The organism is Streptomyces sp. NPDC040410 (genome assembly GCF_055595715.1).
Genome location: NZ_JBVIVK010000014.1, coordinates 171,985 through 197,896 on the forward strand (window position 1 = coordinate 171,985; position 25,912 = coordinate 197,896).

Here is a 25,912-nt window from a genome sequence, read left to right on the forward strand (position 1 = left end):
GGCACAGGGCAGCCGTGGCCGGTGTCACCGCCCCCGGACGTCGTCGACCTCTCCCCGCCGGTGCACCGGGCCGGCCAGCAGCCCCCCGAGGAAACCGGCGACCAGGCCCCACAGCACGGCGAGTCCCAGCGCGGACCACAACTCAGGCTCCAGCAACAGCTTTCCGGACAGGCCGCCGCCCAGGTCGCCGAAGACGAGCACCGACAGACCGAAGTGCGCCGTGACGCGGCAGACGAGGCAGATCATGAGGACTGTGAGCGTGAGCGCGGCCGCCATGTGCACGGCGTGCTGCCAGGCCCGCATCCGCGCCGGGGAGCGCGCCGCCATCACGAACGCGGCGGCCAGCAGCAGCACCGCGTCGACGGCCACGAGCCACCACACCCTCCCGTCGTACTGGGAGAGCGTGCTCAGACTGAGCGCGGAGACGTCGTCCCTGCGCAGCACCTCGTCGAGCACATGCGGCATGGGCAGCCCGAACGGGCCCGACACCTGGCCGTTCCAAGTCGCCCCGAGACCGATCGTGAGCGTCAGCCAGACCAGGTTCGGCATGCCGAGCAGGATCACGGCCATCGTCTCGGCGGCATGGCCGCGGGTCGCCGCCACGACGAGGGCGATGACGACGCCCAGGGCGACGTAGACGAGCAGCAGCGCGACCATGGCGTACGCGGCCGGCCGTACCGTCTCCTGGAAGCGCAGCAGCCGCGCCGGCAGCGGAGCCCTGCGCGAGACCAGCAGCGCCAGCACCAGCACACCGCCCAGCCACACCAGACCGAAGAAGACGGTCAGCGGCACGTCCGTGGTGAAGCCGACCTTCGGCGCGACGCCGAACAGGTCACCCAGGTCTTCGATCGCCTCCTCCCCGAGGGAGAGCGCGAACGTCTGGCGGGCCGCGAAGGCCAGGGCCAGCAGCGCGACCAGCCACACCACGGCGATCCTCCCCGCCCAGCCGGCCAGCTCCACGGCGCCGGCGACCGCCCGGCGGCGCAGCGCACGCAGAAAACCCGCGGCGATCATCAGGGCCCCGACGAGCGTGACCGACAGCGGGATCACGGCCAGCCCCGCCTGGGTCTCGGCCAGCGCGCCGGCGTTCCCCGACAGTTCGATCGTGCCGCCGACCGCCGTGACCACGGTCGCCGCGACGACCCGGGGGAAGGCGTTGTCCGGCAGATCCGCCGCACCGGCCGCCCACAGCCCCAGGGCGGCGACCGCTCCCATGGCGATCAGCGCGCCCAGCACCGTGGCGAGCGCCTGCGGCCACCCGTGTCGGGCGACTGCCTGGTCCGAGGGGGTACGCGGGCTCACGCTGCCACGCTATGCAGCCCCCGCGCGGTGCGCCCGCCGGGAGGGCCGTCCGCGTCGGCTTGCGCACGGCAGGCATCCGGAGCACACAATGGAAGTGTCATGGTGCAGAAGCGGTGAAAGCATGACAAACACGCTTGGCTCCGCTTCGGGAAGAAGAGCTCGTGAGCGTGGAACCGCCGTCGTCCGGCCGCCCCACAGGACCGCCTTCCGGCCCCCTGTCAGGCCCTTCGCAGCCGCCTTCCGGCCCGCCCTCCCAGCCGCCGCCTCCGGGCCCGCCCTCCCAGCCGACGGGCGGCGGAGCGGCGCCGGAGCCGGGGCCCCGCCACCCGTGGTGGAAGTCCGCACCCCGCGTCGCCGTACTCGCCACCCTGGTCGTGGCCGCGGTGGTGCTGGCGGTGCTCTTCAGCCGCCCCGACGGCAGCTCGGGCAGCGGCGGCGAGGTCTTCCTCCAGGCCGCCGGCAAGACCGGCCCCGACCCGTTCACCGCGTCGACCGCCACCGACAACTCCGCCCCGCCGGTCTCCGCCTCCACGGCCACCGAGTCGGCCCCGGCCAACGCGGTCCGGGGCGTGGACGGCGGAGCACCCGGCCTCTACGGCGGCACGCAGAACGTCTCCAGCTGCGATGTGGAGAAGCAGGTCAAGAGCCTCCAGGCATCCCCCTCGAAGAACAGGGCGTTCGCCTCGGTCGCCGGTGTCGAGCCCCCCAGGACCCCCGCCTATCTGCGCTCCCTCACTCCCGTACAGCTGCGCATGGACACGCGGGTCACCAACCACGGCTACCGCGACGGCGCCGCCACCAGCTACCAGGCCGTCCTGCAGACCGGCACGGCCGTTCTCGTGGACAACCGTGGCGTGCCCCGCGTGCGCTGTGCCTGCGGCAACCCGCTGACCCCTCCGGTCGCCCAGCAGACCGCGCCCCGGCGCACGGGCGACTCGTGGCCGTCGTACAACCCCTCGAACGTCGTCGTGGTCACGCCGGCGCCGAAGGTGGTCAACACCTTCGTGGTCTACGACTCCAAGCGTCACAGCTGGTTCTCCCGGCACCACGGCGACACCGGCCACAAGGACAAGAAGACCAAGCCGCCGGCGCACCGGCCCTCCCCGTCGGTGAGCGCGACCACTCCGACGTCTCCTTCGACGTCCCCGTCGACCACTTCACCTTCGCCGTGCGCCTCGGGGAAGCCCGCCCCCTCGACGACCCCGTGCCCGCCGACACCGACGGCGCCGTCGCCCCCGAGCTCCGTGCCGCCCTCCTCACCGTCCTCGGTGCCTCCGCCCGCCTCGGTGCCGCCGTCCTCGGTGCCGCCTTCGTCCGTGACACCTTCCGCCGTGACGCCTCCCCCCGTGACGCCTTCCTCCGCGCCTCCCGTGTCACCCTCGCCCGGGTCGCCTGCCCCGTCCTCGGCTCCGCCCCCCTCCTCGGCTCCGCAGGACTCCACGACTCGATCGACGCTGCTGTGACCCACCCGGGCCGGGCGCCGACGGCGTAAGGGACTCACGGTGTCTTCCAGGACTGCGAGGCGCAGCTCGGGGTACGAGCACTGGTGCAGCAGCGTCCGGCCAGTCCGGCTTCCGAGAGAGAAACGCATGATCGACCACCTGGACGGGGCAGTGATACCGACTGGTTTCGACGTGCCCGTGGAACCGCTGCGGCGGGCGGCACACTACACAGGCGAACCGGGATGCATCGCGGATGCCCGGCACTTCGCCGCGCTCTTCCTCGACCAGCTCAGGACCGAGTGGTACGCCGCCATCGGCGCCCGCGCCCAGGGGGAGGTGCTCCTGGTGGTGAGCGAGCTGGTCACCAACGCCGACCGGCACAGCAACGGGCCGTACATCCTGGAGCTGGAGGGCACGGACACCTCGCTCACGGTGGCGGTCTACGACAGCAGCGCCGCGCTGCCCAGGCGCTTCCCCCGTGATCCCGAACGGGTCGGCCGGCACGGCCTTGAGATAGTCCACGCGCTCGCGGCGCATGTCGTCGTCGAACGGGTGCCGGTCGGCAAGCGCATCAGTGCCGCGGTGAGCCTCGGCAGCGAGTGAGCACGGACGCGGGCGCCACCGCACCCCCGGACGCGGGTGCCACCCCGTACCTGAACGTGGGGTGGCACCCGCTTGCGTGCGCCCGGCTCAGGCGCAGCCCAGCTCGCCCAGCATTCCCTCGCGCAGCCGCAGGATGATCCGCTTGATCAGCCTGGACACATGCATCTGCGAGCAGCCGAGCCGCTCGCCGATCTCCGCCTGGGTGGCCTCCTCCACGAACCTCATGTGGATGATCTGCCGGTCGCGTTCGCTCAGTTCCGCCATCAGCGGGGCGAGCGACTGGAAGTCCTCGACCAGCCGCAGCCCTTCCTCCTCCACGCCGATGAAGTCGGCCAGCACCGCCTCGCCGCCCTCGGTCCCGTCTCCGTTGAGAGCGGCGTCCAGGGAGGAGGAGTTGTAGCCGTTGGAGGCGATCTGGGCCTCGATGACCTCGTCCTCGGAGAGGTTCATCAGGGTGGCGAGTTCGGAGACCGTCGGATCGCGGTCCAGCCTGCTGGCGAGTTCCTCCCGTGCCTTGGCCAGCTCGACCCGCAGCTCCTGCAGGCGCCGCGGCACGTGCACCGCCCACGTGGTGTCGCGGAAGAACCTCTTGATCTCGCCCACGATGTAGGGCAGAGCGAACGAGGTGAACTCCACCTCGCGCGCCAGCTCGAAGCGGTCGATTGCCTTGATCAGGCCGATCATGCCCGTCTGGACGATGTCCTGCATGTCGTCGCCGCGGCCGCGGAACCGGCCGGCGGCGAACCGCACCAACGACATGTTCATCTCGATGAGCGTGTTGCGCGCGTACTGGTATTCGTGCGTGCCTTCCTCAAGCTCCGTCAGGCGCTGGAAGAACTGGCGGGACAGCTCACGCGCGTCGCGCGGAGCCACGGTTTTCGGGTCCTCGACTCCCGGCAGTGGTCCGTCACCCGTCGTCCTGGTCCTGGCGTTTTCGGTGGTCTTCTCGACGACCTGTGCCTCCGACCGGATCACGGCGGTGTCCATTACCTCTCCCACGAAAGTCACGGCTCGACGTCTGCCTCTTCGGCCTCGGTTGTTTCTGGTCCTGCCCGGGTGTGCGGCTTGCCGTGTACCCGGATGGCGGCGACGTATGCACACGTCGTCCGCCGGGCGGCGGGCCGCCCGCAGATCCTGCTGCGTTGCGCGTACCCGTGGCGTGACGGGCCATGCCCGTCGCGTGTCCGCCCGGCGGAAAATCGGTGGCGTGCGTGACGGGTGCCCGGGCCTTCTCCTCCGGAGACCTCGGCACCCTCGTCGAGCTGCCCAACTCCGGTAAGGTGCCCGCGAACGTGGCCAGGATCTGCCGGTGGACCCGGGCGTGCACGTCTGATGACCCTCCGCCCGTCCTCGCGGCCGCCGCCCAGGCACTGGGCCTCGGCCTCGGCGACCTGCTGTCGCTGGCCAGGACCGAGCTCACCCGGCTCACCGCGGCGCAGCCGGGCAGGAGCCGGAACGCGTCCACTTCGCCGTACAACGGCCTGTGCCTGGCCGCCTGACCACCCGTCCCGAGCCGGCGCCTCAGACCCGTGCGAGACGCCGGCTGAGCACCTCGTCCGCCCAGCGTCGCCGTGATTTCCACTCTCGGCCCGGGGATGCCCGCTCACGGGATTTCTCTGCCCGCAGCAGATTCGCTGCGGGCAGAGTGTCAGCGGACCTCCTTCTCCCGCAGCTCCCGGAAGAAGGCCCGTACGTCCCCGACCAGCAGGTCCGGCTCCTCCGTCGCCGCGAAGTGCCCGCCGCGGCCGAACTCCGTCCAGCCCACGAGGTTCTCGGTCCGCTCCGCCTTGTGCCGCAGCGCGATCTGCGGCTCGGCCGGGAAGAGAGGCGAGTGCGGTCGGCGCGGTCGACGGCTCGGCGGGCCGGGCCGTACGGCCCGTGGTGTGCGCCCGCTCGTAATAGATGCGGGCCGAAGAACCGGCCGTCCCGGTCAGCCAGTACAGCATCAGGTTGGTCGGCATCCGGTCCCGGTCCACCGCCTCCTCGGGCAGTTCCGCGGAGTCCGTCCACTCCGCGCTGCGGAACGTCGATGCGGAAGGGCCGGATGGTGTCTGCGGGCGAAGACGTCATGGTCCGGATGCTGGTTCCGGGCCGGCACGGGGCCATCCGGATCGATCGGCCGACCGACCGATGAGTTCCGTGGCGAGGATCAGTCGACACAGATGACCGCGTTTCACCCCCAGGAGGTGCTCATGACCGCCGAAGGATTCACTACGTGTCTCTGGTTCGACGACCAGGCCGAGGACGCTGCCCACTACTACGTCTCGATCTTCAAGAACTCCAGCGTCGGCAACGTCACCCACTACTCCGAGGGAGCCCCGCGCCCCGCCGGTACGGTGCTGACCGTCGACTTCACGGCCAACGGCCACAAGTTCGTGGCGCTCAACGGCGGCCCCGAGTTCACGTTCAACGAGGCGATCTCCTTCCAGATCCACTGCGAGAACCAGGAGGAGGTCGACTACTACTGGACCAAGCTCACCGAGGGCGGCGAGCCGGGCCCCTGCGGCTGGCTGAAGGACAGGTACGGCGTGTCCTGGCAGGTCGTCCCCGACCGCCTCCTTGAGTTGATGGGCGACCCGGACGGGGAGAAGGCGGCCCGCGCGACCGAGGCCCTGCTCGCGATGGGCAAGATCGATATCGCGGCCCTGGAGAAGGCGGCAGCCGGCGGGTGACACACCGCAGCGGCGGAGGCCGGCCGAGGATCCGGCTGATTCCGGCCGGCCTGGGGCCTGTCCGTCGCCGGACAGGCGGCCCCAGGGCCCTACGCGGTCTCGGCCAGGATCTCCCTGATCACATGCCGGGAGTTCGCCGCGAGCGCCTGATTGGTCTCCCAGTAGTACGGGAGCTGGATCAGCGAGATCGACAGCGCCCAGCCCGGGCCGCGCGCCCACTCGGCGCCGCCCGCGCCCACCGCCTCCCGGAAGGTGCCGCGGGCCTGGTCGGGCAGCACATTCCAGGCCACGATCAGGTCGACCGCCGGGTCACCGACACCCAGCAGCAACCCCACGAACCACGGCTTCCGCACGCAGCAACCCCCGCCCCGGACACCGAAAACGACTCCCCAGGCAAGCAATGGCGGGCATCGGGGGGAAGACATACGTCGGCCACGGAACCTTCAGGACGCGTCGTTCACCAGCACCGCCGCCCCGTCGAAGCGGCCGGCCTTCAGGTCGCGCAGTGCGGCATCGGCCCGGGTCAGCGGGTAGGTGTGCGTGGTGGCGCGTACGCCGTACCGGGCGGCCAGGGCCAGGAACTCCCTGGCGTCCTCACGGGTGTTGGCGGTGACGCTGCGCACCTGCTTCTCGTAGAACAGCTCGCTCTCGTAGCGCAGGGGCGGGATGTCGCTGAGGTGGATGCCGGCGATCGCCAGGACTCCGCCCCGGTCGAGGGCGCGCAGCGCGACCGGGACCAGGTCGCCGGCAGGCGCGAACAGGATCGCGCTGTCCAGGGGCTCCGGCGGCAGGCCGTACGCGTCCTGCGCGGAGGCGGCGCCCAGTTCCAGCGCGAGACGCCGGGCCGCCGCACCCCGGGTCAGGACGTGCACGGTGGCGCCCTCGGCCAGCGCGACCTGGGCGCACAGATGGGCGCTGCCCCCGAACCCGTACAGGCCCAGCCGTCCGCCCGGCGGCAGCGCGGCCCGGCGCAGCGCGCGGTAGCCGATGATCCCCGCGCACAGCAGGGGAGCCGCGGCCACGTCGTCGAGGCCGTCGGGGAGCCGGTGGGCGAAGGCGGCCGGCACGGTCGTGTACGCCGCGTAGCCGCCGTCCGCGTCCCAGCCCGTGTACTGCGAGGACGGGCAGAGATTCTCGGCGCCGCGCCGGCAGCAGGCGCACGTGCCGTCCGTGCGGCGCAGCCAGGCCACCCCGACGCGGTCGCCGACGGTGAAGCCGCGCACCGCCGCGCCGAGGCCCGCCACCACGCCGGCCACCTCGTGTCCGGGGGTCACGCCGGGCCGGCGCACCGGCAGGTCGCCCTCGGCCACGTGCAGGTCGGTGCGGCACACCCCGCACGCGAGCACATGCACCAAAAGTTCGTCCTCCCCGGGCACCGGAACCGGTCTCTCGACGAAGCGGAGGGGCCCCGGCGCCTCCTCCACGGGCCCCGGTGCCGTCACGGCCCACGCGTGCATCGTCCCGTCCGCCATCCCGCTCCCCTGCCGCCGAACGCCGTCCTCTCCCTCCAGTCTGAGGCGGGCCGCGCGGTTCGGCGCGCGGCCGGGCGAACCGCTCGCTAGCGTGAGGTATCGGACCGTCCACCGATTCGGAGAGGCCGCAGTCATGGCCGTACGACCTGAGGGAACCCCCTGTTGGGCCGATGCGATGTTCAGCGACGTCGAGGGAGCCAAGAGTTTCTACGGCGACGTCCTCGGCTGGACCTTCGGCCAGGCGTCGTCGGAGTACGGCAACTACACCCAGGCCTACGCGGACGGCAAGGCGGTCGCCGCCGTCGTGCCGCCCATGCCGGGCCAGGAGGGCCCGTCGCAGTGGTGCCTCTACTTGGCGTCACCGGATGCCGAGGCCACCGCCGGCAAGATCCGTGACAACGGCGGCGAGGTGCTGACGGGGCCGATGCAGGTCGGCGAGTTCGGCACGATGTGCCTGGGCCGCGACCCGAGCGGCGTCGTGTTCGGTGTGTGGCAGGCCGGTACCCACGAGGGCTTCGAGGCGCCGCCCGAGCAGCCGGGTGCCTTCTGCTGGGCCGAGGTCTTCACCCGGGAGCCCGGGAAGTCGGACGCGTTCTTCCCCGCCGTCTTCCCGTACGCCGCGAAGCAGCTGCAGGACGACGCGGTGGACTTCCGCATCTTCGAGGTGGGCGGCGAGTCGGTCCTCGGCCGCATGAGGATGACGGAGGAGTTCCCGCCCGAGGTGCCGCCGTACATCAACGTCTACTTCTCCGTCGAGAACTGCGACGACGCCGTGGCGACGGCCACCAAGCTCGGTGGTGTCCTGCGGTTCGGGCCGATGGACACCCCGTTCGGGCGCTTCGCGGCGCTCGGCGATCCGCAGGGCGCCAGCTTCTCGGTGATCGACGTCACGACGAAGCAGGGAGAGATGCCGCAGGTCACGGACGTCTCCTGAGCCGTGGCCGGGCCTCGCGTCCGTGCGTGGCATGATCGGGCACATGCGTGAACGTGTGGTGGCCGCGTGCGACGGGGCTTCGAAGGGAAATCCCGGTCCGGCGGGCTGGGCCTGGGTCGTCGCCGACGATACGGAGACCCCCGCCCGCTGGGAGGCGGGGCCGCTCGGCAGGGCCACCAACAACGTCGCCGAACTCACCGCGCTGGAACGCCTGTTGGCGGCGACCGACCCGGACGTACCCCTCGAGATCCGGATGGACTCGCAGTACGCCATGAAGGCCGTCACCACCTGGCTGCCCGGCTGGAAGCGCAACGGCTGGAAGACGGCAGCCGGCAAGCCGGTCGCCAACCAGGACCTGGTCGTGCGCATCGACGAGCTGCTCGACGGCCGCTCGGTCGAATTCCGCTACGTACCCGCCCACCAGGTGGACGGCGACCCCCTCAACGACTTCGCAGACCGTGCCGCCAGCCAGGCGGCGACCGTCCAGGAGCCCGCGGGCAGTGGTCTCGGTTCGCCGGAGCCGCCGCCCGCACCGGACACGCCGCCGGCCCGTGCCCCGCGCAAGCGGTCCGCCGGAGCCAAGGCGTCCGGCGGGCGTGGCGGCTCCTCGCGGACGATCAAGGCGAAGTTCCCCGGCAGCTGCGTCTGCGGACGCTCCTACGCGGCGGGGGAGCCCATCGCCAGGAACGACCAGGGCTGGGGCCATCCGGAGTGCCGTACGGCGCCCGCCGGATAGCCCGCGCCGGTCACACCGCCGTGCCGCGTGAGCAAAGCCCGCGTCCCGGCCGTCAGTCGGTGTCGAAGGTGTAGTGGGCGGTGTGGTCGAGCAGGTCGGCCGGGCGCACGTCGTTCCAGGGCTTCATCGTCTCGCCCAGATCCACCACGTTCGGCGTGCCGGCGGCCGGTGCGTAGCCGGAGCCGGGGTGGCGGCGCTGCCAGTCGGCCCACAGTTTGTCGATGTAGGCGTGGTGCAGCCAGAACACCGGATCGTTGGGGGAGACGCCGGTGGCCATCTGTCCGCCGACCCAGACGTGGACCCGGTTGTGCAGGTTGACGCCGCGCCAGCCTTCGAGGTGGTTGCGGAAGCCGTCCGAGGCGCTGTTCCAGGGCGCCGTGTCGTACGTCGGTATGGAAAGGACCGACTCGACCTCGGACGGGGTCGGCAACTGCAGTCCGCTGCCCCCGAGCGAGCGGCGCAGATAAGTACGGCCGTCCACGCGCACGTTGACCGGCCAGTTCCCGGCGGACGCGGCGAACGGCCCGTCCTCCACCCGGCCGTCCCGGCTGCGCCCGGTGCCGCCGAGGAAGTCGGGCGCCCACAGCGACGAGCGCGGCGAGCGGTCGGTGCTCCAGTCCCAGTACGGCAGTGCCACCGACGCGTCCACCGACTGCAGGGCCTGCTCGAAGTCGAGGAGGAATCTGCGGTGCCAGGGCAGAAAGGAGGGTGAACGGTGGCCGGTGCGCTCGCCGTTGTCGGTGTCGCCGATGATGAAGGCGTTGTGCGTCGTGACGAAGGTGTCGTAACGGCCGCTGCGCTTGAGTTCCAGGACGGCGGCGACGAAGCGCCGCTTCTCGTCGCCGGTCAGGCTCGCCTGGTTCTTGCGGACGGTCATGTGCGGGTGGCTCCCAACGTGCGGGCGGAACGGGTCAGTTGGCGGGGAAGGGGAGGAGTGCGGCGCCCTGCAGTTCGTCCACGGCGGCGCGGGCGGCGGCGCGCGGAGTGGGCACCGGGTCGTAGTGGCTGACGACGCTGATCCAGCTGCCGTCGGCGTTGCGCATCACGTGCAGCTCGACCCCGTCGACGAACACGGCGTAGCCGCCGCCGTGGTCGTGATGGCCGCCCCCGGTGGCCGGGCGGCCCTGTATCCGGCGGCCCTTGTAGACCTCGTCGAAGGCGGCGGGGGAGCCGTGCTGGTGTCCGGCGGCGGACGCGGTGGGGGCGGCGCCCGTCTGGGCGCCTGCCGCGGCGGCGAGGGCGGCCGCGGCGGTGAGCGCGCGGCGTCGGCTGAGTTCCGGCATGCGGACCTCCAGGGTTCGTTCGGTTGACGACCCCACATGCCTATCGGCCCGGTCGAGAGCGGGAGAAATCGCTCGGAGGTGGTTGGCTGCGATCAGGACAATCAGCCACATGCCGTGCAACATTGAACGAAGATGATCTTGCTCCGGACGGGGTCCCGTGCGTCCCGGAAGGGGAGTTCCTTCTCGTGGGGGCGGTGTTTCCGGTGGTCTTTCGCGGGCGGACGGGACCCCAGTGGCCTGCCTCACGCGGAGAACGTGGCGCAAACGGGAAGCCCGGGGGGCTGCGGGGCCTGAGGTGATGGCCTCCGGCAGGCAGCCCGTCCGGCGGATGACCTGTATCGGTGAACGGCAACTCATTGGCATGGTGAATTGCCCGCACAACCTGACGCCTGGCGGAACCGCCGGACCGGGAATGACAGACTGATGTCATGGACGAGCGCACTTTCGGCAGGTCACAGCAGCACGCATCGGTCGTCGGCCTCGGCACCTGGCAGCTCGGAGCCGACTGGGGAGACGTCGACGACAAGGAAGCCCTGGCGGTGCTGGAGACGGCGGCCGAGTCGGGGGTGACCTTCTTCGACACGGCCGACGTCTACGGCGACGGACGCAGCGAGCAGACCATCGCGGCGTTCCTGAGCGGCCGGCCCGACCTGCACGTGCTGGTCGCGACGAAGATGGGCCGCCGCGTCGACCAGATCCCGGAGAACTACGTCCTGGACAACTTCCGGGCCTGGAACGACCGTTCCCGGCGCAACCTCGGCGTCGACCGCGTCGACCTGGTGCAGCTGCACTGCCCGCCGACGCCCGTGTACTCGACCGACGAGGTGTTCGACGCCCTCGACACGATGGTCGACGAGGAGCGCGTCGCCGCGTACGGAGTCAGCGTGGAGACCTGCGAGGAGGCGCTGACCGCGATCGCCCGGCCGAACGTGGCGAGCGTGCAGATCATCCTCAACCCGTTCCGCATGAAGCCCCTGCGCGAGGTGCTGCCCGCCGCCCGGGAGGCGGGCGTCGGAATCATCGCCCGGGTACCGCTGGCCTCCGGTCTGCTGTCGGGCAAGTACACCAGGGAGACGGTCTTTCCCGCCAACGACCACCGCACCTACAACCGGCACGGCGAGTCCTTCGACCAGGGCGAGACCTTCTCCGGCGTCGACTTCGCGACGGGCGTCGAGGCGGCAGCCGAGTTCTCCGCCCTCGCCCCCGAGGGATACACCCCGGCCCAGCTCGCGCTGCGCTGGATCGTCCAGCAGCCAGGGGTGACGACCGTGATCCCGGGCGCCCGCTCGCCCGAGCAGGCCCGTGCCAACGCTGCCGCCGCCAAGCTGCCGGACCTTCCGCAGGAGACGCTCCGCGCGATCCGCGGCCTCTACGACCGGCGGATCAAGGACCAGGTCGAGGCCCGCTGGTAGGCCCCGGGCCGCGTGCTCACGGCTCCAGGAGCAGCTGCCGCTCGCGCTCCTGGTCGCCGGAGGCGGATCCCTGGTCCTGTGCCTCGAAGGTGTGAGCAAGGGTCGAGCCCGCCTTCTCGACGGCCTCGGGCGTGCCCTGCACGGTGACGGTCACCGGCGCAGACAGGTGGCGGTCGTCACCCGGTGCGGCCGGTCGCGGCCGGTGGGACGGGTCGTACTCGAACGTGGCCGTGTGAACCGTGGCGTCCTCGGCGGCGGGCGCCTGGTCCGTGTTTCCGAAGGCACGCTCGAGGGCCCGCACGACCGTCCGTGCGTCGGCGGCGCTGCCACCGCTGAGGGTGACGGTGAGCTCGGTGCCGGACATGACCGACGTGACTCCTCCCTGGGCGACGACGGGGGCGCGCCGGCCGTCTTCAGAAACGTCCTCCGGTGAGCCGCGTGACCGGCCCCAGTGTGTGACGCTCCGCGCGGCGGCCCGCCGCGAAGGACGCGGCGCCCAGCACGGTCAGGCCCGCGCCGACGCCCGCGGCGACGAGCTTGCGGTGGGCGAGTGCCGTCCAGGCCGTCTTCGCGCCGGCCGCGACCTGCCCCGAGGCCGACACGATCGCCTGACGGCCCGCCTCGACGCTGCGGGCCGCGGTCTGCGCGGCCCGGCCAGTCGCGTCGGCGGCCCGCTCGGCACCGGCCTTCGCCGCTGACGCCGCCTCATCCGTCTTCGTGGCCGCGGCCCGTGCGGTGCGCGCGGCCGGAGCCGTGGCCTTGTCCGCAGTCCGCTCCGCCTTGTCCGCCGTTCGCGCGGTCGTGGTCTTCTTCGCTTCCTTGTCCGTTTCCTTCATGGGAACCGCTTTGCCGTTCGATCCGCAGGCAAACACGTTCCGCGACATGGCATTGCCACCACCGTGACCGGTAGGCAACGGACGGGTGAAACGGGGAACCCGGTGAGGGAGGGAATCGGGGTCGAGCACACCGGGAGGAACCTTGCCGATCACGGGAAGTCCTGCAGCCGAACGGAAGAGGGGGCGCAACGAGACCGAGGAGGAGAGAGCCGACCGGATGTGGGGGGAGCTGATCCAGGAGGTCAGGGTCGCCCAGACCGGCGTGCAGATCCTGTTCGGGTTCCTGCTCACGGTCGTGTTCACGCCGAGGTACGCGGAGCTGGAGCAGACGGACCAGACCATCTACATCGTGACCGTCGTACTGGGCGCCGCCGCGACGGGCGCGCTGATCGGCCCGGTGTCCCTGCACCGTCTGGTGGCGGGGCGGCTGGTCAAACCGCAGGCGGTCCGGTGGGCGTCCCGGATGACCTTCGTCGGCCTGCTGCTGCTGCTCGCCACCATGACCGCCGCGCTGCTGCTGATCCTCCGGGTCGCCACCGGCGACGGATACGTGCCCTATCTGGTCACCGCAGTGGTCGTGTGGTACGCGGTGTGCTGGTTCGCGGTGCCGCTGTGGACGCGGCGCCGCCATACGACGAAGTGACCGGCAGCGCGTCGAGCTGCCGGTCGTGGACGCGGGCCAGCAGCAGGACCGCGGCGGTGGCGCCGATCAGGGCGCAGAACATGTCCCACTGCGTGTCCCACACATCCCCCTGGGTGGCCAGGAAGGCGTCCGCCGCCTGGCCGCCGATCACCGCCGCCGCCCACTCGAACATCTCGAAGACCGCGCTGAAGGCGAGGCACGCGCACACCGTCAGCGGCGCCAGCCACCGGCTGCCGCGCAGCGGAGAGGTACGGCTGAGCAGTTCCCGCACCAGCACGGCGGGCACGAAGCCCTGCATGAGGTGCCCGAACCGGTCGTACGGATTGCGGTCCAGGCCGAACGTGTCCCGGACCCAGTCGCCCAGGGGCACCTGCGCGTACGTGTAGTGGCCGCCCACGGCCAGGACGAGGGCGTGCGCGGCCAGCAGCCAGCACAACAGGTCGGTCAGCGGAAAGCGGCGCCGGGCCAGGACGACGACCGGCAGTCCGACCAGCACCCACACGGTCTCCAGGAACCAGGTGGTCCGGTCGTGCGCCCCCCAGGCGGACACGGCGAGTCCCGCGACCACCACCGCGGTCAGGGCTGTGGGCACGGGGCGGGGAACTGCAGTCATCGACGGGCTCCTTCTCGTGGAGATCCCATCGTCGCGACGCGCGCCCGCGGCGGCATGAGTACGGCTACTCAGCTCGCGTCCGTGTCAGCCCCCGGTGATGACCGCGGCCAGGAAGTCGTCCACCCGGACCTTCTCCCGCCCCGGCGCGACGATCTCGCAGGTCTCCCGCAGGAAGGCCGCGACTCCCGGAGCCCAAGCGAACACCACGGCGTGGTGGCGGCCTCCGTCGGGGCGGGCGTCGCCGTAGAACTCCATGCACAGCTCCTCCCACATGCCGGCCGACACGGGACGCATGCGCACATCGCCCACGCCGACCGGCCGGCGCAGTCCGTCGGCGAGCATCTCGCGGTCCAGCCGCCACTGCGCGAGCACGCGGCCGTCATGGCTGAACACGGCGGTGACGGCGAACGGGTCGTCGGCGTCGTAGCTCAGGTGGGCGAGCACGGGGAAGCGGTCCGTGACGCCCGCCTGGAGCTGCATGACGAGGGTCTTGTGCACGAAGGAGTTCACGGCAGGGCCTCCGAGGGGAGCGGACGTGGAGCACGTTCGGACGTAGGGACCTCTAGTACCCCTCTCGCGCGCAAGATGCTCAGCCTTGCGGGTGATTCTCCTGGGCGCCGCGCAGCGCGGTGATGCACGTGGCGATGGCCCGCTGGAGGTCCTCGCCGTTCCTGGACGCGCTCGGGATCTGCCTACACCACCTCGGCGACAAGGGACTTGACGGTGTCGTACGCCTCGCCGGCCCACTCGCCGGAGTCCTCGCCGTCGTCGCCCACGGCGGCCCGCCCCCCCCCGCGCGGGAAGCGCCCCGGGGCTCAGTCCGACGGCTCCCGGAACGTCCGCAGGAAGGTGTCGAGCGCCTCGCGGCTGGCTCTGTCGTCCCAGTCGGCCGCCGGGGTCGTCCAGCGCAGGGAGAAGCCCCGGGTTCCGCCGAGGAGGAATCCGCGGCCGAAGGTGCGCACCCGGGTACCGCCGCTGTCGGCGAGCCACTCCATGTCGGCTGCCTCGTAGCCGCGGTACGCCGTCGCGCGGATCTCGCCGATCCGCCGGTAGTCGCCGTCCTGCTTCAGGTTCGGTTCGACGTCGTCGCGCCAGACGGCGACGGGATCGGGGCCGACCCGCTCGCTGTAGGTGACGGCGAGCGTGCGGGGGTCGCCGGCCGCACCGAAGACCACGCGGTACGCCACGTCCGACACGCGCGAGGTGCTCAGCCGCTTCCAGCCGTCGGGCAGGGCGACGGAGAAGCCCTCCGGCGCGTGGTAGCGGCGGTAGCCGGCGGGCAGGGCCGTGGCCGAGGGGGACGAAGGGGCCGACGGGGTCGCGGTGGGCGTCGGCGACGCGGACGGGCTGGTGGTCCGGGTCTCGGTGCGGTCACCGGCCGACGGGCGGGCCGCCGTGTCCGCCGCGGAGTCGTCGGTACCGGGCAGTTGCCGTATGACGGCGAACACCGCGACCGCGACGGTCACCACGGCGAGCGCCGTCCCGGCGGCCATGGTGCGTCTGCTCCACCCCGGGCCGAGCCCTTTCGGGCCGCGCTGCCAGGGCCGCCGCGGCATCGTTTGTTCGGCCGCGTCGGGGTCCTCGTCGAGAACCCGGACGAGCGCCTCGCGGACCACCGCGTGGGAAAGCCGCTCCCGGGAGTCCTTGCGCAGCAGCCCCTGCACGACCTGGGTGAGCGGCCCGGCGCGCAGCGGCGTCCGCACCGGAAGCCGGGCCACCCCCTTCAGCGTGGCCTCGGGCCGGTCCCGGTCCCGGAGGGGCGGACGGCCCTCGACCATCGTGTAGAGGATCGCGCCCAGCGCCCACAGGTCGGCCGCCGGCCCGATGCGTTCGTCGCGGGCCTGTTCGGGGGAGGCGTACGACGGTGCGGTGACCCGTGGTGCGAGGGTCGCCCCGGCCAGGCCGAAGCCGGTGAGGACGACGGGGCCGCGGTCGCGCACGAACACCTGGTTCGGGCTCAGTTCGCCGTGGGTGATGCCCTCGTGGTGCCCGGCCTCCAGCACCTCCAGCAGCTCCAGGCCGACGCGCGCGGCCCGCACGTGGTCGAACGTGTCCTGCTGAGCGAGGAGTTGGCCGAGGGGGACGCCGTCTATGCACTCGGTGACGGTCCACAGGGTGCCGGCCTCCTCCATGGCGTCGACGACCGCGGCGACCCGGCCGGGGCAGAGCAGGGTCATGGTCTCGGACGCGCGGACGACGCGTGCCGTGGCCCGGCGCGCGCTGTCCGCGTCGAGGCCGGACGGAAGTCCGATCTGGGTGAGAAGGCGGGGCCGGTCCGCGTCGACGTCCTCGCCGTACCAGCACGTCCGGTTCGTTTCGCGGTGCAGGACCTCCAGGAGCCGGTACCTTCCGGCGACCAACTCGTGTGCGGAGACGTGTGCCTTGACCATGGTCATCCCTCGCTGAAACCGCTGGCTCTCACCTTTCCCATAGGTACGACGCGTGCGACGGTGTGTGTTCAAATGCATCCCCAACTACCCGGCGCCTCTTTCGATTTGCCGACCGTTGCGGGCATGTGTGCGACGAAAAGCGGCCAGGGAGCGGACGCGGCGGCGTCATCCGAGCTCACGGCGGTGTGCAGGTACCCCGTATTTCCTCCGGGCCCGCCCGAAGAACCCTGTTTCCTGTCCCACCTGTGGGTAACCATCGGTAATCGGGAAGCGGCGACGGAGAAAAACCGGTCGGGGAAACTCGCCGCCCCCGGCGAGAATTCGGCGCCGTGGCCCGTCAGCGCAGACCGAAACGCTCCGACCACGCCATGACATCGCCGGTCGTCGCGTTGCCCCCGCACACGACAAGTCCCAGCCGTGCGCCGCGGCCGACCCGCTCCACCACCCGCCGGACCGCGGGCAGCAGACAGCCGGCGGCCGGCTCGGCCCACACCTTGGCGTGGTCGGCGAGGTCGAGCGTGCCCTGCACGGCCTCGCGGTCCGGAACCACCAGGACATCGGTGACCAGGGCGGACACATGGTCGTACGTCAGTTGCGAGACGGACGGTGCGCTGAGCGTGGACACGATCGACGACAGCGCGACCGGCACCGGACCGCCCGCGGCCAGCGCCTTGGACATGGCCTCGGCGCCCTCGGTCTCCACGCCCCAGATCCGTACGTGAGGCCGGCGGGCCCGCAGTGCCGCCGCCACACCGGCGATCAGTCCGCCGCCCCCGATGCTGACGAGCACATCGGTGAGTTCACCGGCGTCCTCGGCGAACTCCAGTCCGACGGTGCCCTGCCCGGCGACCACCACGGGGTCGTCGAACGGGTGGACCAGCGTCAGCCCTCCGTCCCGCAGGCGGGTCACGAGCGAGAAGGCGCCCGCCATGTCGTCGGTGAGCCGCACCGACGCGCCGGCGCTCTCCGCGATCTCCACGGCCCGGTCGGGAGCCGACCGCGGCATGACCACCGTGGCCTTCACATGGAGGGCGGCGGCCATGACCGCGAGGGCGATCCCGTGATTTCCTCCGCTGACCGCCACCACTCCGGCGGCCCGCTCCGCCTCGCTCAGCGACAGCAGCTTGGCCGTCGCACCCCGCGCCTTGAACGAACCGGTGCGCTGCAGCAGTTCCAGCTTGGCGGTGACCGGCACGCCGAGCAGCGCGGACAGGCCGGGGCTCGCCACCGTCGGAGTGCGTACGACATGTCCGGCGATGCGCTCGGCGGCGGCTTCGACGTCCGAGACTCCGATCAAGACACTCACCTTCCAGGCACGGGCGCGGATGCCCGCAGCTTCGACCCTGACGCGGGACGCCGAGAACGTCAACAGGGCTTTCTAAAGATCGCGGCGCACCAGGAAGTCCAGCAGCGACCCCAGCTCGCCGGCGGCCCGCCCCTCCAGGGGCACGCCGGCGAGTGCCGCCTCGGCTGCGTCGACTTGGCGGCGTGCCTCGGTCAGCGCCGCCGACCTGCCGCCCACCTCCTCGACCAGCGCGGCCGCCTCCGCGGGGTCACCGGCCGACTCCAGGAGCAGCGCGAGACGCCGCGCCGCGGGAAGCGGGGAGCCCAGCGCGGCCAGGACCGGGAACGTCTTCTTCCGCTCGCGCAGATCGGCGTGCACGGGCTTGCCGGTGACGGCGGGGTCGCCCCAGACGCCCAGCATGTCGTCGACCACCTGGAAGGCGATCCCAAGACGGCGGCCGGCGCGGTCGAGGGCGGCGACCGTGGCAGGGGCCGCCCCGGCGAGCACCGCCCCGAGCGAGGCCGCGCAGCCCAGCAGCGCGCCCGTCTTGTGCTCGGCCATCGCCCGGTACTCGTCCGGCCCCACCCGCTGCGGGCCCGTCCAGGGGCGTGCGGTGAACAGCAGATCGTCCGCCTGTCCGCGCACCAGGTCCCCGAGCGCCGCGGACAGCCGTCGTACGGCTTCGCTGCTCGCCGCCGTCTCGGCCAGCGTCTGCACGGCGAGCGCGAACAGGCCGTCGCCCGCGAGGACCGCGGGGCCCGTGCCGTACGCCTTCCAGACGGTGGGGCGGCGGCGCCGGGCCGGATCGCCGTCCATGATGTCGTCGTGCACCAGGGAGAACACGTGCACCAGCTCCACCGCGACCGCGGCGGCGACCCCGGCCCGCCCCGGCGCACCGGCCGCCTCGGCCCCGAGCACCGCCAGCGCCTGCCGTACCCCCTTGCCGCCGGAGGCGAGCGCGGGCGCGCCGCCGACCTCGCACCAGCCGAACGAGTACGCCGCCATCTCACCGACCCATGGATGCAGCCGTCCGACGGCCTCCCGAAGGGCGGGCAGCACCAACGCGCGGCACCGGTCGAGGACTTGGGGCGTGGCGAGCGGTGCGTGGACCGTCGAGGGCAGCCGCGTCACCGTACGGCCTCCGCGGCGGTGGCCCGGTTCGCCTCCGGGGTGATGCCGAACTCCTCCTGCGCCCGGGCCACCATCGCCCTCGCGTGCCGCAGCCCGATCTGTTCCAACACCCGTGCCACGTCGGCCAGTTCATCGGCGGTCTCGGCCCGGTCGCGGCCCAGCCGCGCCAGCGACTTGGCCAGCCCGAGCCGCGCCAGCGCCTGCCCGCGCGGCTCACTCATGGCCCGGAACTCCGCGAGCGCCTGCTCGTACAGATCCCGGGCCTCGGTGTAACGCCCGGCGCGGTACAGGACGTTGCCGCGCATCTTGTGGTTGTACGCCAGCGCGCTGGACAGCCGCATCTCGCGGCACGTCGTCTCCGCCTCGCAGAGCAGGGCGAGCGCCCGCTCCGTGTCCCCGTCGCGCACCGAGACGACGTCGGCGAGCCCCCGCAGCGCCCAGGCGTGGCCCCGCCGGTCGTCGGCCCGCCCGGCGATCTCGGCCGCTTCCTCGAACAGCCCGTACGCCGTGTCGTACGCGCCCGTGTTGCGGTGCATCTGGGCTATGCCTTCCAGCGCCCACACCGTGTGCCGGGCCTCCCCGCGGCGGCGGGCCTCCGCCAGCAGTTGCTCGTGCAGCCTGCCGACGGCTTCGTAGTCGCCCTGGATGCGGCCCGTCTCGGCCAGGCCCGCCAGCGAGTAGCCCCGCACCACGATGTCCCCGCCACGCTCGCCGAGTTCGGCCGCGAGCTCCAGCAGCCGCCGGGCCAGGGGGAACGCCCCCCGTTGGCGGGCCAGCGTGCCGCCGCTCCACAGCGCCCAGGCCATCGCCGCGGTGTCCTGGGCCTCCCGGGCGGCACGGTAACTCGCCTTCCACGCCCGCTCCGCGTCCCCGACCTGACCGAGCCGGCGGTGCGCCTCGGCGACCGCGAGTCCGGAGCGCGCCGCCTCACCGTGCTGTCCCGCCCGCTCGGCCGCCCGCAACCGCTCTGTTCCCGCGGCCAGTACGTCGGCCAGTGAGGAGTTGACCGACAGCGTGGTGAGAGCGCCCTGATACTCCGGGGCGAATGCCTTGCCGTACATGGATGCCTTCCGGTCGCGTATACACATCACGTATACGCTGCGTGTATACGTGATGTGTATAGTGTGTCGAAAACAGGCCCCGGCCCAGAAGGCCAGGGGGGTCACCTGTTGTCGATCAAGACGTCGGCAGAACCGGCCGGGTTGCTCGTGAGGCGCAGATCACCTCATGAGGCCTCAGTGCTGCTGCGCCTTCTGCGGCGTCGCCTCGCTCGGCCGTACGACCACGTGGCCCTCGCCCTGCAGCATCAGCTGCACGGCCTCGCCCGAGCCGCCGCGCAGCATCGACCCGATGGACTGGGAGCGGTGGAGCGAGGTCGCGAGATTCGCGGTCCAGCCCACGACGGCGTCCGTGTCGACGTACACCGGGTACTGCGGCGAGACCGGGATGACCAGCGGATTGCCCTCGCACACCAGGCCCAGCCTGCCGTGTCCCGTGAAGACGCTGTTGAACAGACCGCCACCCGCGATGCCGGCGCCCTTCACGGTCGCGATCCGGTATGCCAACGAGGCGTCGAAACACAGGACGTTGCGGCCGTTGACCGTGAACTCGTCGCCGGGGTCGACCTCGACGACGAAGCAGTTCTGCGCCTCGTGCGCGAACCAGGCCTCGCCCTGGCCGCGCACCGTCATCAGCGGCAGCCCCTCACCGGTCACCGCGCGCTTGAGCATGCCGCCGACGCCCTGGCCCTTGCGCTCGAACTGGAGGGCGCCGCGATAGGCGATCATCGCCCCCTGCCGGGCCAGCATCTCGCCGTGCACCGCGTACTTGATGCACTTGGCGTTCTCGACCGTCATGCCGGGCTGTGTGGCCGGCTGCACCATGTGCTCGCTGGAAAACAAGTCACCCTTCATGTGGGCATCCTGTCCCGGAGGAGTTGATTCCGCCAAGATCGCGCAGCAAGCCGGTGCCGGTACCGCCGACTTCCGGTGCGAGATGCGTCACAGTCGCGCCGCGCAACCTTCACGGATCAGGTCGCATCTTCACAGTTGAAGCACAGTTGGTCGCTACGGGCCGCTGGGCTGTGGGGGTTTGCAAAGGATTGTCATGGAAGGCGCGGAAGGCGACTATTCGCGCTTTACATGCGCATGACTTGTTTGAAAGGGTTTCGTGCTGGGGCCCGACCAGCCCCCATGGCGCTCAACTGCGCCATGAATCGAGGCGGTTGGCGATCCCGGCCGCCTTTGAACGAAGGAACCCTCATCAGTGCGTAGAGCCCACATACGCAGCCTGGCGGTCGCCGTCGCAGTGACGACGGCCGCAACGGGTCTTGCGGGCACGGCCTTCGCGGACCCGGCCACGGGGACGGACCAGGTCTCGGCCTCCTCCGCCGCCGCCGACTCCGCCGCTTCCGTCGTCGAGGCGGCCCGCGCCGCAGCCTTCGCCCACGCCTCCGCGACCGGTGTCACCCAGGGCGACGAACTGCACGCCCAGGAAGTGATGATCGACCCGGAAGGCGCCCGGCACGTCCGGTTCGTCCGGGCCCACGAGGGCATGGCGGTCCTCGGCGGCGACCTCGTCGTCCACCTCACCGAGAAGCTGGCGTACGACGGTGTCACCCGGGCCGCCGACCACAAGGTGGACGCCACGGCCGCCGAGGCCAAGCTGACGGCCCGCCAGGCGCAGGCCAAGGCGGCGTCGGTCGCCAAGGGCGACGCCGGCAGCGCCGAACTCGTCGTCGACGCCCGGAACGGCGCCTCCTCCCTCGCCTACCAGGTGCGGGTGAGCGACAGCTCCACCACCGAGGCCGGCGGTTCCCGGACCGTCGTCATCGACGCCCTCACCGGCAAGGTGCGCAGCAACACGCCCGACAACGAAGGGTTCCTGTCGCCGAAGCTGATCGACACCCTGCGCGACCGCGGCGAGACGCTCGACCCCGAGACCGGCATCGGTTCGCAGTCCGCCGGGCTCACCGCGGACTCCACGGACGCCGCTGTCAGCTACCCGCGCAAGGCCACCGGTACGGGCCGCTCGCTCTTCTCCGGCAAGGTCACCCTGACCACCACCCAGACGGCTCCCACGAAGTTCGTCCTCAAGGACCCGAGCCGTTACGGCACGGCGACCCGGGACGCCAAGGGCCAGTACACGGAGAGCTTCAGCGCCGGCAAGAGGTTCACCAGCTCCACCAACAAGTGGGGCAACGGCACCGTCTCCAGCCGGACCAGTGCGGCGGTCGACGCCCAGTACGGGGTCGCCGAGACCCTGGACTTCTACAAGGAGAAGTTCGGGCGCAAGGGCATCAATAACAACAGCAAGGCCGCCCGCGCCATGGTCCACTGGGGCGAGAACGTCGCCAACGCCTTCTGGGACCCGACCTGCGGCTGCATGCTGTACGGCGACGGCGACGGCGACATGTTCAAGAAGCCGCTGGTCATGCTCGACGTCACCGGCCACGAGCTCACCCACGGTGTCGTGGGCGCCACCGCCAAGCTGGAGCCGACGTACGTCGACGAGTACGGCAACCAGTACGGCGAGGCCGGCTCCCTGAACGAGTCCCTCGCGGACATCTTCGGCTCCCACGTCGAGTTCACCGCGAAGAACGCCAAGAACCCGCCGAACTACCTCCTCGGCGAGAAGCTGGGCCTCGACCAGGGATTCCTGCGCCGCCTCGACAAGCCGTCCCTCGACGTGCTCGAAGGCGCGATCGACTACTGGGACCCGTCGACGTACTACGCCGAGGTGCACGCCGGCTCCGGCGTCTCCTCGCACGCGTACTACCTCCTCGCCGAGGGCAGCGGCCGCAAGACGATCGGCTCCGTCACCTACAACTCGCCGACCTACGACGGCCGGTCGGTGACGGGCATCGGGCGCGCCAAGGCCTCGAAGATCTACTACCGTGCCCTGACCCGCTACATGGTCTCCACGACCGACTTCCACGACGCCCGCAAGGCGACGCTGAAGGCGGCGAAGGACCTGTACGGGGCGAACAGCACGGAGTACAAGGCGGTGAACCGGTCCTGGGCCGCCGTCAACGTGACCTTCGCCAACACGCCGGCCGTCCGCCGCTGACGGCAGACCGGCAAGGGTGATCCGGGTGCCCCGCCCCGTGGCGGGGCACCCTTTCCGCTCCGGCCCGGATCCACCGCGCCGAGGACGGCGCCGCCCACGACGACGAACGCACCGAGGTCAGGCGGGCGTCGCCCCCTCCGGGGCGATCAGCCCCTCCCGGTAGGCGATCGCCACCGCCTCCGTGCGGCTCGCGGCGCCCAGTTTCGCCAGGATGTTGGAGACGTGGACGCTCGCCGTCTTGCCGCTGATGAACAGTTCCTCGCCGATCTGCCGGTTGCTGCGGCCCCGCGCGAGGAGCAGCAGCACGTCGTGCTCGCGAGCGGTGAGCACCGGGGAGCGGATGTCGGCGGGCCGGGCGCCCGACAGCCGGCCCCGCCGGATCAGGGCGTCCGCCCGCTCCAGCAGCGGCGCGGCGCCGAGCCCGGCGGCCGTGTCACGCGCCGCGGTGGCCTCGACGGCCGCCTCCTCGCGCCGCTCGGCCGCCAACAGGGCCTCGGCGAACCGCAGTCGGCAACGCGCCCGCTCGTAGACATCACCGTAGTCGAACGCGGCGACAGCCTTTTCCCAGGCCTCGGCATCCGGCCCGGACACGGCCCGGGTCCACTCCGCCTCGGCGCGCGCCAGCCAGGCCTGTCCCTCCGGTCCCTGCGGTGTGCCGTCCTCGCCGTGCGTGGCAGTGTCCCGCGCCAGCAGCACGAGGTCGGTCGCGGTTCCGGCCCAGCGGCGCGCGCCGCTCTCGTCGCCGGTGAGGCGGAGCCCTGCGGCCCGGTCGGCGACCGCGGACAGCGCGAGGGCGGCCAGCCGGACCGTGACGTCCGGAAACGTGCCCGAGTCGTCGGTGAGGCTCGCGACGGTGGACCGCATCCGCTCCACGGCCGCCTCCGGTTCACCGTGCAGCGCGGCGGCGTCGGTCAGCACGATGCCGGCGACCAGCGTGCTCATCCAGTCGAACGGCCCCTCCAACAGGGCGCGTGCACGGTCCGCGGCCTTGAGGTCGCCGCGCCCGAGCCCCACGTACAGCGCGGGCCCGACCGTGTACCCGGCGGCCGCGGGCAGCACCTCGGCACCGGTCTCCGCCGCGCGGGCGCACTCGTCCCACCGGCCCAGCGTGTAGAGCACGAGCAGTTGGAGATAGCGCATCTCCGTCGGATACGGCGAGGACAGCAGCCCGGCGCGGCGGGCGCGGTCGAGCCCCTCGCCCAGCCAGGGCAGGCACTCCTCGAGGTCGCCGGACTCGAAGCTGCCGAGGGCCAGGTTGAACAGGGCGCGCATCTCCACCGGTGGGTTGCCCGAACGCCGCGCGAGCTCCCGGGCCCGGCTGAGTCGCTCGCGGCCCTCCGGTGTACGGCGGCCGCCCCCTTCGAGGCCGGCCAGGGAGATCAGGAGGTCGGCCTGCGCGTCGGTCACCCGCAACTGCTCCGCGGTGCGCAGGGCCCGGCGGGCCACACGGCGCGCGATCTCGTTCTCCCCGACCTGACGCGCCGCCATGACATGGGTGGCCGCCGCCCACACCCAGGTGCGTGACGGGGGCTCGGCCGGGATCATGGCGAGCGCCTCGCTGCTGTAGGCGAACGCCGCCGACAGGTTGTCGACGCTCATGAGGTTGCCGGCCAGCGTGTAGCGGACCCGGGCGGCGAGTTCGGAGTCCGCGTCCTGGCCGATGCCGGCGAGGGCGGCCCGGGTGAGGGAGACCGCGCGATGCGACTCGCCCGCGTGCGCGGCCGCGGCGGAGGCGCGCAGGGTGAGCGTCACGATGTCGGGTCCCGAGGGCCGCGCGGACGGCTCCACCGCCGACCACAGGTCGAGGGCGGCCTCCAGATGCCGCAGCTCCTCGGCGGGCGCTCCCACCCGCTGGGCGTGGTCGGCGGCCTCCAGGGAGGCGGCGAGCGCCTCGGCCAAATCGTGGCTCTCGCGGTAGTGGTGGGCGCGCTCCGCCGCGCTCTCGGCCGGGTGGCCGCGGCCGGCGAGCAGCCGGGCGAACGCGCCGTGCAGCCGGGACCGTTCACCGGGGAGCAGATCGGCGTACACCGCCTCGCGGGCCAGGGCGTGGCGGAAGGAGTACGTGTCGCCCCGGCCCGGGACGAGGAGCTGCCGGCCGACGGCCTCGCGCAGCGCCGTCTCCAGCTCGTCCTCAGGGAGATCGACGGCGTCCCGCAGCAGGTCGTGCTCGACGCGGCGCCCGGCGACGGCGGCGGTACGCAGCACCTGCTGGGCGGTGTCGGACAGCTGCTCGAAGCGGATGAGGAGGACGTCGGCCAGGCCGCTGGGCACACCGCCGGCCTCCGTGTCCGTGGCCGCGAGCAGTTCCTCGGCGTAGAAGGCGTTGCCCTCGGCGCGCTCCACGATCCGCCGGACCGTGGTGTCCGGCAGCGGACGGTCCTGCAGGGCCCGCACCAGCCGGGTCACCTCGGCGTCGGCCATGGGACGCAGCTCGAGCCGCTCGACGGCGGGCAGCCGCACCAGCTCGGCAAGGAGCGGACGCAGTGGGTGGCGCCGGTGCAGGTCGTCCGCGCGGTACGAGGCGAGCACCGCGAGCCGGTGGGTGGGCGCACCGCCCGCCGGCCGCTGGAGGATGCCCCGGCTGAGCAGGAACCGCAGCAGGTCCCGGGAGGACTGGTCGGCCCAGTGCAGGTCCTCCAGGACCAGCAGCAGCGGAGCGATGTCCGCCAGGTCGGCCAGCAGTCCGGCCATGCCCTCGAACAGCCGCAGCCGTCCCCCCACGTCCCGCTCGGCGTCCGGGCCCGCGCCCAGCAGGCGGTCCACGACGGGGTGGGCGGTGAGAGCGTCCGCGAAGCGCTCGTCGGCGGCGAGAACCCCCAGGATCTCGGTGAACGGCAGATACGGCAGGCCGACGTCACCGAGGTCGACGCAGTGCCCGGTGAGCACCGTCATGCCCGCCCCCGCCGCCCGGACCGCGACCTCGTCCAGCATCCGGGTCTTGCCGACCCCGGCGTCGCCGGCGATCAGCACGGCGCGGGCCTCACCACCCCGGGCACGCTCCAGTACTGCGGCGAGTCGGGCGAGTTCGTCCTCCCGGCCGATGAGCGGTGTGGTGAACGCGGTCTCGGGCACAGATCCATCCTGGCATGC

24 protein-coding genes and 3 pseudogenes are annotated in these 25,912 nt (G+C 72.1%); 9 read left to right on the forward strand and 18 right to left on the reverse strand.

The window, feature by feature from the left end:
* Window positions 1–24 precede the first annotated feature (24 nt).
* On the reverse strand, window positions 25–1,302 hold the full coding sequence (locus tag ACZ562_RS26470) for a streptophobe family protein (protein WP_471183740.1): 1,278 nt from the start codon (window positions 1,300–1,302) through the stop codon (window positions 25–27).
* Window positions 1,303–1,463: 161 nt separating this feature from the next.
* On the opposite strand from ACZ562_RS26470, the gene ACZ562_RS26475 reads away from it, so the two are divergent.
* Together ACZ562_RS26475 and ACZ562_RS26480 are read left to right on the forward strand one after the other, a co-directional pair.
* The gene (locus ACZ562_RS26475; protein WP_471183743.1) at window positions 1,464–2,765 is read left to right on the forward strand and encodes a DUF6777 domain-containing protein; all 1,302 of its coding nucleotides are present in this window, start codon (window positions 1,464–1,466) and stop codon (window positions 2,763–2,765) included.
* Window positions 2,766–2,891: 126 nt separating this feature from the next.
* Window positions 2,892–3,347 (forward strand): ATP-binding protein, encoded by a 456-nt coding sequence (locus tag ACZ562_RS26480; RefSeq protein ID WP_471183745.1) that lies wholly within the window; start codon window positions 2,892–2,894, stop codon window positions 3,345–3,347.
* Window positions 3,348–3,434: 87 nt separating this feature from the next.
* Here ACZ562_RS26480 and ACZ562_RS26485 read toward each other — a convergent pair whose 3' ends face one another.
* Window positions 3,435–4,334, reverse strand: a complete 900-nt coding sequence (locus tag ACZ562_RS26485) for an RNA polymerase sigma factor SigF (RefSeq protein ID WP_471183748.1) — start codon at window positions 4,332–4,334, stop codon at window positions 3,435–3,437.
* 224 nt (window positions 4,335–4,558) lie between these two features.
* Here ACZ562_RS26485 and ACZ562_RS26490 point away from each other — a divergent pair, with 224 nt between their 5' ends.
* Entirely contained in the window at window positions 4,559–4,846 is a 288-nt protein-coding gene (locus ACZ562_RS26490; protein WP_471183751.1) for a hypothetical protein, read from the forward strand.
* A 149-nt stretch (window positions 4,847–4,995) separates the two neighbouring features.
* Here ACZ562_RS26490 and ACZ562_RS26495 read toward each other — a convergent pair.
* Window positions 4,996–5,359: pseudogene (locus tag ACZ562_RS26495) on the reverse strand (epoxide hydrolase); the annotation flags it as partial.
* Window positions 5,360–5,539: 180 nt separating this feature from the next.
* On the opposite strand from ACZ562_RS26495, the gene ACZ562_RS26500 reads away from it, so the two are divergent.
* Complete coding sequence (locus ACZ562_RS26500) at window positions 5,540–6,019, forward strand: VOC family protein (RefSeq protein ID WP_471183753.1); 480 nt, start codon at window positions 5,540–5,542, stop codon at window positions 6,017–6,019.
* Window positions 6,020–6,108: 89 nt separating this feature from the next.
* On the opposite strand, the pseudogene ACZ562_RS26505 reads toward ACZ562_RS26500, so the two are convergent.
* A pseudogene (locus ACZ562_RS26505) lies at window positions 6,109–6,339 on the reverse strand (phosphotransferase); the annotation flags it as partial.
* A gap of 123 nt (window positions 6,340–6,462) precedes the next feature.
* Window positions 6,463–7,476 (reverse strand): zinc-binding alcohol dehydrogenase family protein, encoded by a 1,014-nt coding sequence (locus ACZ562_RS26510; RefSeq protein ID WP_471183919.1) that lies wholly within the window; start codon window positions 7,474–7,476, stop codon window positions 6,463–6,465.
* A gap of 148 nt (window positions 7,477–7,624) precedes the next feature.
* Between ACZ562_RS26510 and ACZ562_RS26515 the strand changes: the two genes are divergently transcribed.
* Complete coding sequence (locus ACZ562_RS26515; RefSeq protein WP_471183756.1) at window positions 7,625–8,425, forward strand: VOC family protein; 801 nt, start codon at window positions 7,625–7,627, stop codon at window positions 8,423–8,425.
* Window positions 8,426–8,456: 31 nt separating this feature from the next.
* Entirely contained in the window at window positions 8,457–9,161 is a 705-nt protein-coding gene (locus ACZ562_RS26520) for a ribonuclease H family protein (protein WP_471183758.1), read from the forward strand.
* 52 nt (window positions 9,162–9,213) lie between these two features.
* Here ACZ562_RS26520 and melC2 read toward each other — a convergent pair whose 3' ends face one another.
* Together melC2 and melC1 are read right to left on the reverse strand one after the other, a co-directional pair.
* On the reverse strand, window positions 9,214–10,038 hold the full coding sequence (gene melC2, locus ACZ562_RS26525; protein WP_471183761.1) for a tyrosinase MelC2: 825 nt from the start codon (window positions 10,036–10,038) through the stop codon (window positions 9,214–9,216).
* Window positions 10,039–10,072: 34 nt separating this feature from the next.
* Window positions 10,073–10,444, reverse strand: a complete 372-nt coding sequence (melC1, locus tag ACZ562_RS26530) for an apotyrosinase chaperone MelC1 (RefSeq protein WP_471183764.1) — start codon at window positions 10,442–10,444, stop codon at window positions 10,073–10,075.
* 428 nt (window positions 10,445–10,872) lie between these two features.
* On the opposite strand from melC1, the gene ACZ562_RS26535 reads away from it, so the two are divergent.
* Complete coding sequence (locus ACZ562_RS26535; RefSeq protein ID WP_471183766.1) at window positions 10,873–11,856, forward strand: aldo/keto reductase; 984 nt, start codon at window positions 10,873–10,875, stop codon at window positions 11,854–11,856.
* A 16-nt stretch (window positions 11,857–11,872) separates the two neighbouring features.
* Here the strand turns inward: ACZ562_RS26535 and ACZ562_RS26540 are convergent, their stop codons facing one another.
* Together ACZ562_RS26540 and ACZ562_RS26545 are read right to left on the reverse strand one after the other, a co-directional pair.
* Window positions 11,873–12,220, reverse strand: a complete 348-nt coding sequence (locus tag ACZ562_RS26540) for a hypothetical protein (protein ID WP_471183768.1) — start codon at window positions 12,218–12,220, stop codon at window positions 11,873–11,875.
* Window positions 12,221–12,269: 49 nt separating this feature from the next.
* Window positions 12,270–12,692, reverse strand: a complete 423-nt coding sequence (locus tag ACZ562_RS26545) for a hypothetical protein (RefSeq protein ID WP_471183771.1) — start codon at window positions 12,690–12,692, stop codon at window positions 12,270–12,272.
* A gap of 217 nt (window positions 12,693–12,909) precedes the next feature.
* Between ACZ562_RS26545 and ACZ562_RS26550 the strand changes: the two genes are divergently transcribed.
* Window positions 12,910–13,335 (forward strand): DUF6328 family protein, encoded by a 426-nt coding sequence (locus ACZ562_RS26550; RefSeq protein WP_471183921.1) that lies wholly within the window; start codon window positions 12,910–12,912, stop codon window positions 13,333–13,335.
* Here ACZ562_RS26550 and ACZ562_RS26555 read toward each other — a convergent pair.
* The 8 genes and pseudogenes from ACZ562_RS26555 to ACZ562_RS26590 all read right to left on the reverse strand — a co-directional run bounded on the left by ACZ562_RS26555 (window position 13,256) and on the right by ACZ562_RS26590 (window position 20,667).
* The gene (locus tag ACZ562_RS26555) at window positions 13,256–13,948 is read right to left on the reverse strand and encodes a DUF2238 domain-containing protein (protein ID WP_471183774.1); all 693 of its coding nucleotides are present in this window, start codon (window positions 13,946–13,948) and stop codon (window positions 13,256–13,258) included. The genes ACZ562_RS26550 and ACZ562_RS26555 overlap by 80 nt on opposite strands.
* Window positions 13,949–14,032: 84 nt before the next feature.
* Window positions 14,033–14,458, reverse strand: coding sequence for an SsgA family sporulation/cell division regulator (locus ACZ562_RS26560; protein WP_471183777.1), 426 nt, complete (start codon window positions 14,456–14,458; stop codon window positions 14,033–14,035).
* 79 nt (window positions 14,459–14,537) lie between these two features.
* A pseudogene (locus tag ACZ562_RS26565) lies at window positions 14,538–14,718 on the reverse strand (hypothetical protein); the annotation flags it as partial.
* Between the two features lie 45 nt (window positions 14,719–14,763).
* Window positions 14,764–16,344 carry a serine/threonine protein kinase gene (locus ACZ562_RS26570; protein WP_471183779.1) on the reverse strand — a complete coding sequence of 527 codons (1,581 nt, stop codon included), beginning with the start codon at window positions 16,342–16,344 and terminating at the stop codon, window positions 14,764–14,766.
* A 331-nt stretch (window positions 16,345–16,675) separates the two neighbouring features.
* On the reverse strand, window positions 16,676–17,635 hold the full coding sequence (locus ACZ562_RS26575; protein ID WP_471183781.1) for a threonine/serine dehydratase: 960 nt from the start codon (window positions 17,633–17,635) through the stop codon (window positions 16,676–16,678).
* Window positions 17,636–17,716: 81 nt separating this feature from the next.
* Complete coding sequence (locus ACZ562_RS26580) at window positions 17,717–18,754, reverse strand: polyprenyl synthetase family protein (protein WP_471183783.1); 1,038 nt, start codon at window positions 18,752–18,754, stop codon at window positions 17,717–17,719.
* Window positions 18,751–19,815, reverse strand: coding sequence for a tetratricopeptide repeat protein (locus ACZ562_RS26585; RefSeq protein ID WP_471183785.1), 1,065 nt, complete (start codon window positions 19,813–19,815; stop codon window positions 18,751–18,753). The genes ACZ562_RS26580 and ACZ562_RS26585 overlap by 4 nt, the downstream gene beginning before the upstream one ends.
* A gap of 174 nt (window positions 19,816–19,989) precedes the next feature.
* Complete coding sequence (locus tag ACZ562_RS26590; RefSeq protein WP_471183788.1) at window positions 19,990–20,667, reverse strand: AIM24 family protein; 678 nt, start codon at window positions 20,665–20,667, stop codon at window positions 19,990–19,992.
* A 352-nt stretch (window positions 20,668–21,019) separates the two neighbouring features.
* Here ACZ562_RS26590 and ACZ562_RS26595 point away from each other — a divergent pair, with 352 nt between their 5' ends.
* On the forward strand, window positions 21,020–22,822 hold the full coding sequence (locus ACZ562_RS26595) for a M4 family metallopeptidase (protein WP_471183791.1): 1,803 nt from the start codon (window positions 21,020–21,022) through the stop codon (window positions 22,820–22,822).
* Window positions 22,823–22,939: 117 nt separating this feature from the next.
* Here ACZ562_RS26595 and ACZ562_RS26600 read toward each other — a convergent pair whose 3' ends face one another.
* Entirely contained in the window at window positions 22,940–25,894 is a 2,955-nt protein-coding gene (locus ACZ562_RS26600; protein WP_471183794.1) for a helix-turn-helix transcriptional regulator, read from the reverse strand.
* Between the last annotated feature and the right edge of the window lie 18 nt (window positions 25,895–25,912).

Coding starts and splice junctions, on each gene's coding strand:
- ACZ562_RS26480 (WP_471183745.1), top strand. CDS start 2,892: ATGATCGACCACCTGGACGGGGCAGTGATACCGACTGGTTTCGACGTG.
- ACZ562_RS26485 (WP_471183748.1), bottom strand. CDS start 4,334: ATGGACACCGCCGTGATCCGGTCGGAGGCACAGGTCGTCGAGAAGACC.
- ACZ562_RS26500 (WP_471183753.1), top strand. CDS start 5,540: ATGACCGCCGAAGGATTCACTACGTGTCTCTGGTTCGACGACCAGGCC.
- ACZ562_RS26510 (WP_471183919.1), bottom strand. CDS start 7,476: ATGCACGCGTGGGCCGTGACGGCACCGGGGCCCGTGGAGGAGGCGCCG.
- ACZ562_RS26515 (WP_471183756.1), top strand. CDS start 7,625: ATGGCCGTACGACCTGAGGGAACCCCCTGTTGGGCCGATGCGATGTTC.
- ACZ562_RS26520 (WP_471183758.1), top strand. CDS start 8,457: ATGATCGGGCACATGCGTGAACGTGTGGTGGCCGCGTGCGACGGGGCT.
- melC2 (WP_471183761.1), bottom strand. CDS start 10,038: ATGACCGTCCGCAAGAACCAGGCGAGCCTGACCGGCGACGAGAAGCGG.
- melC1 (WP_471183764.1), bottom strand. CDS start 10,444: ATGCCGGAACTCAGCCGACGCCGCGCGCTCACCGCCGCGGCCGCCCTC.
- ACZ562_RS26535 (WP_471183766.1), top strand. CDS start 10,873: ATGGACGAGCGCACTTTCGGCAGGTCACAGCAGCACGCATCGGTCGTC.
- ACZ562_RS26540 (WP_471183768.1), bottom strand. CDS start 12,220: ATGTCCGGCACCGAGCTCACCGTCACCCTCAGCGGTGGCAGCGCCGCC.
- ACZ562_RS26545 (WP_471183771.1), bottom strand. CDS start 12,692: ATGAAGGAAACGGACAAGGAAGCGAAGAAGACCACGACCGCGCGAACG.
- ACZ562_RS26550 (WP_471183921.1), top strand. CDS start 12,910: ATGTGGGGGGAGCTGATCCAGGAGGTCAGGGTCGCCCAGACCGGCGTG.
- ACZ562_RS26555 (WP_471183774.1), bottom strand. CDS start 13,948: ATGACTGCAGTTCCCCGCCCCGTGCCCACAGCCCTGACCGCGGTGGTG.
- ACZ562_RS26570 (WP_471183779.1), bottom strand. CDS start 16,344: ATGACCATGGTCAAGGCACACGTCTCCGCACACGAGTTGGTCGCCGGA.
- ACZ562_RS26585 (WP_471183785.1), bottom strand. CDS start 19,815: ATGTACGGCAAGGCATTCGCCCCGGAGTATCAGGGCGCTCTCACCACG.
- ACZ562_RS26590 (WP_471183788.1), bottom strand. CDS start 20,667: ATGAAGGGTGACTTGTTTTCCAGCGAGCACATGGTGCAGCCGGCCACA.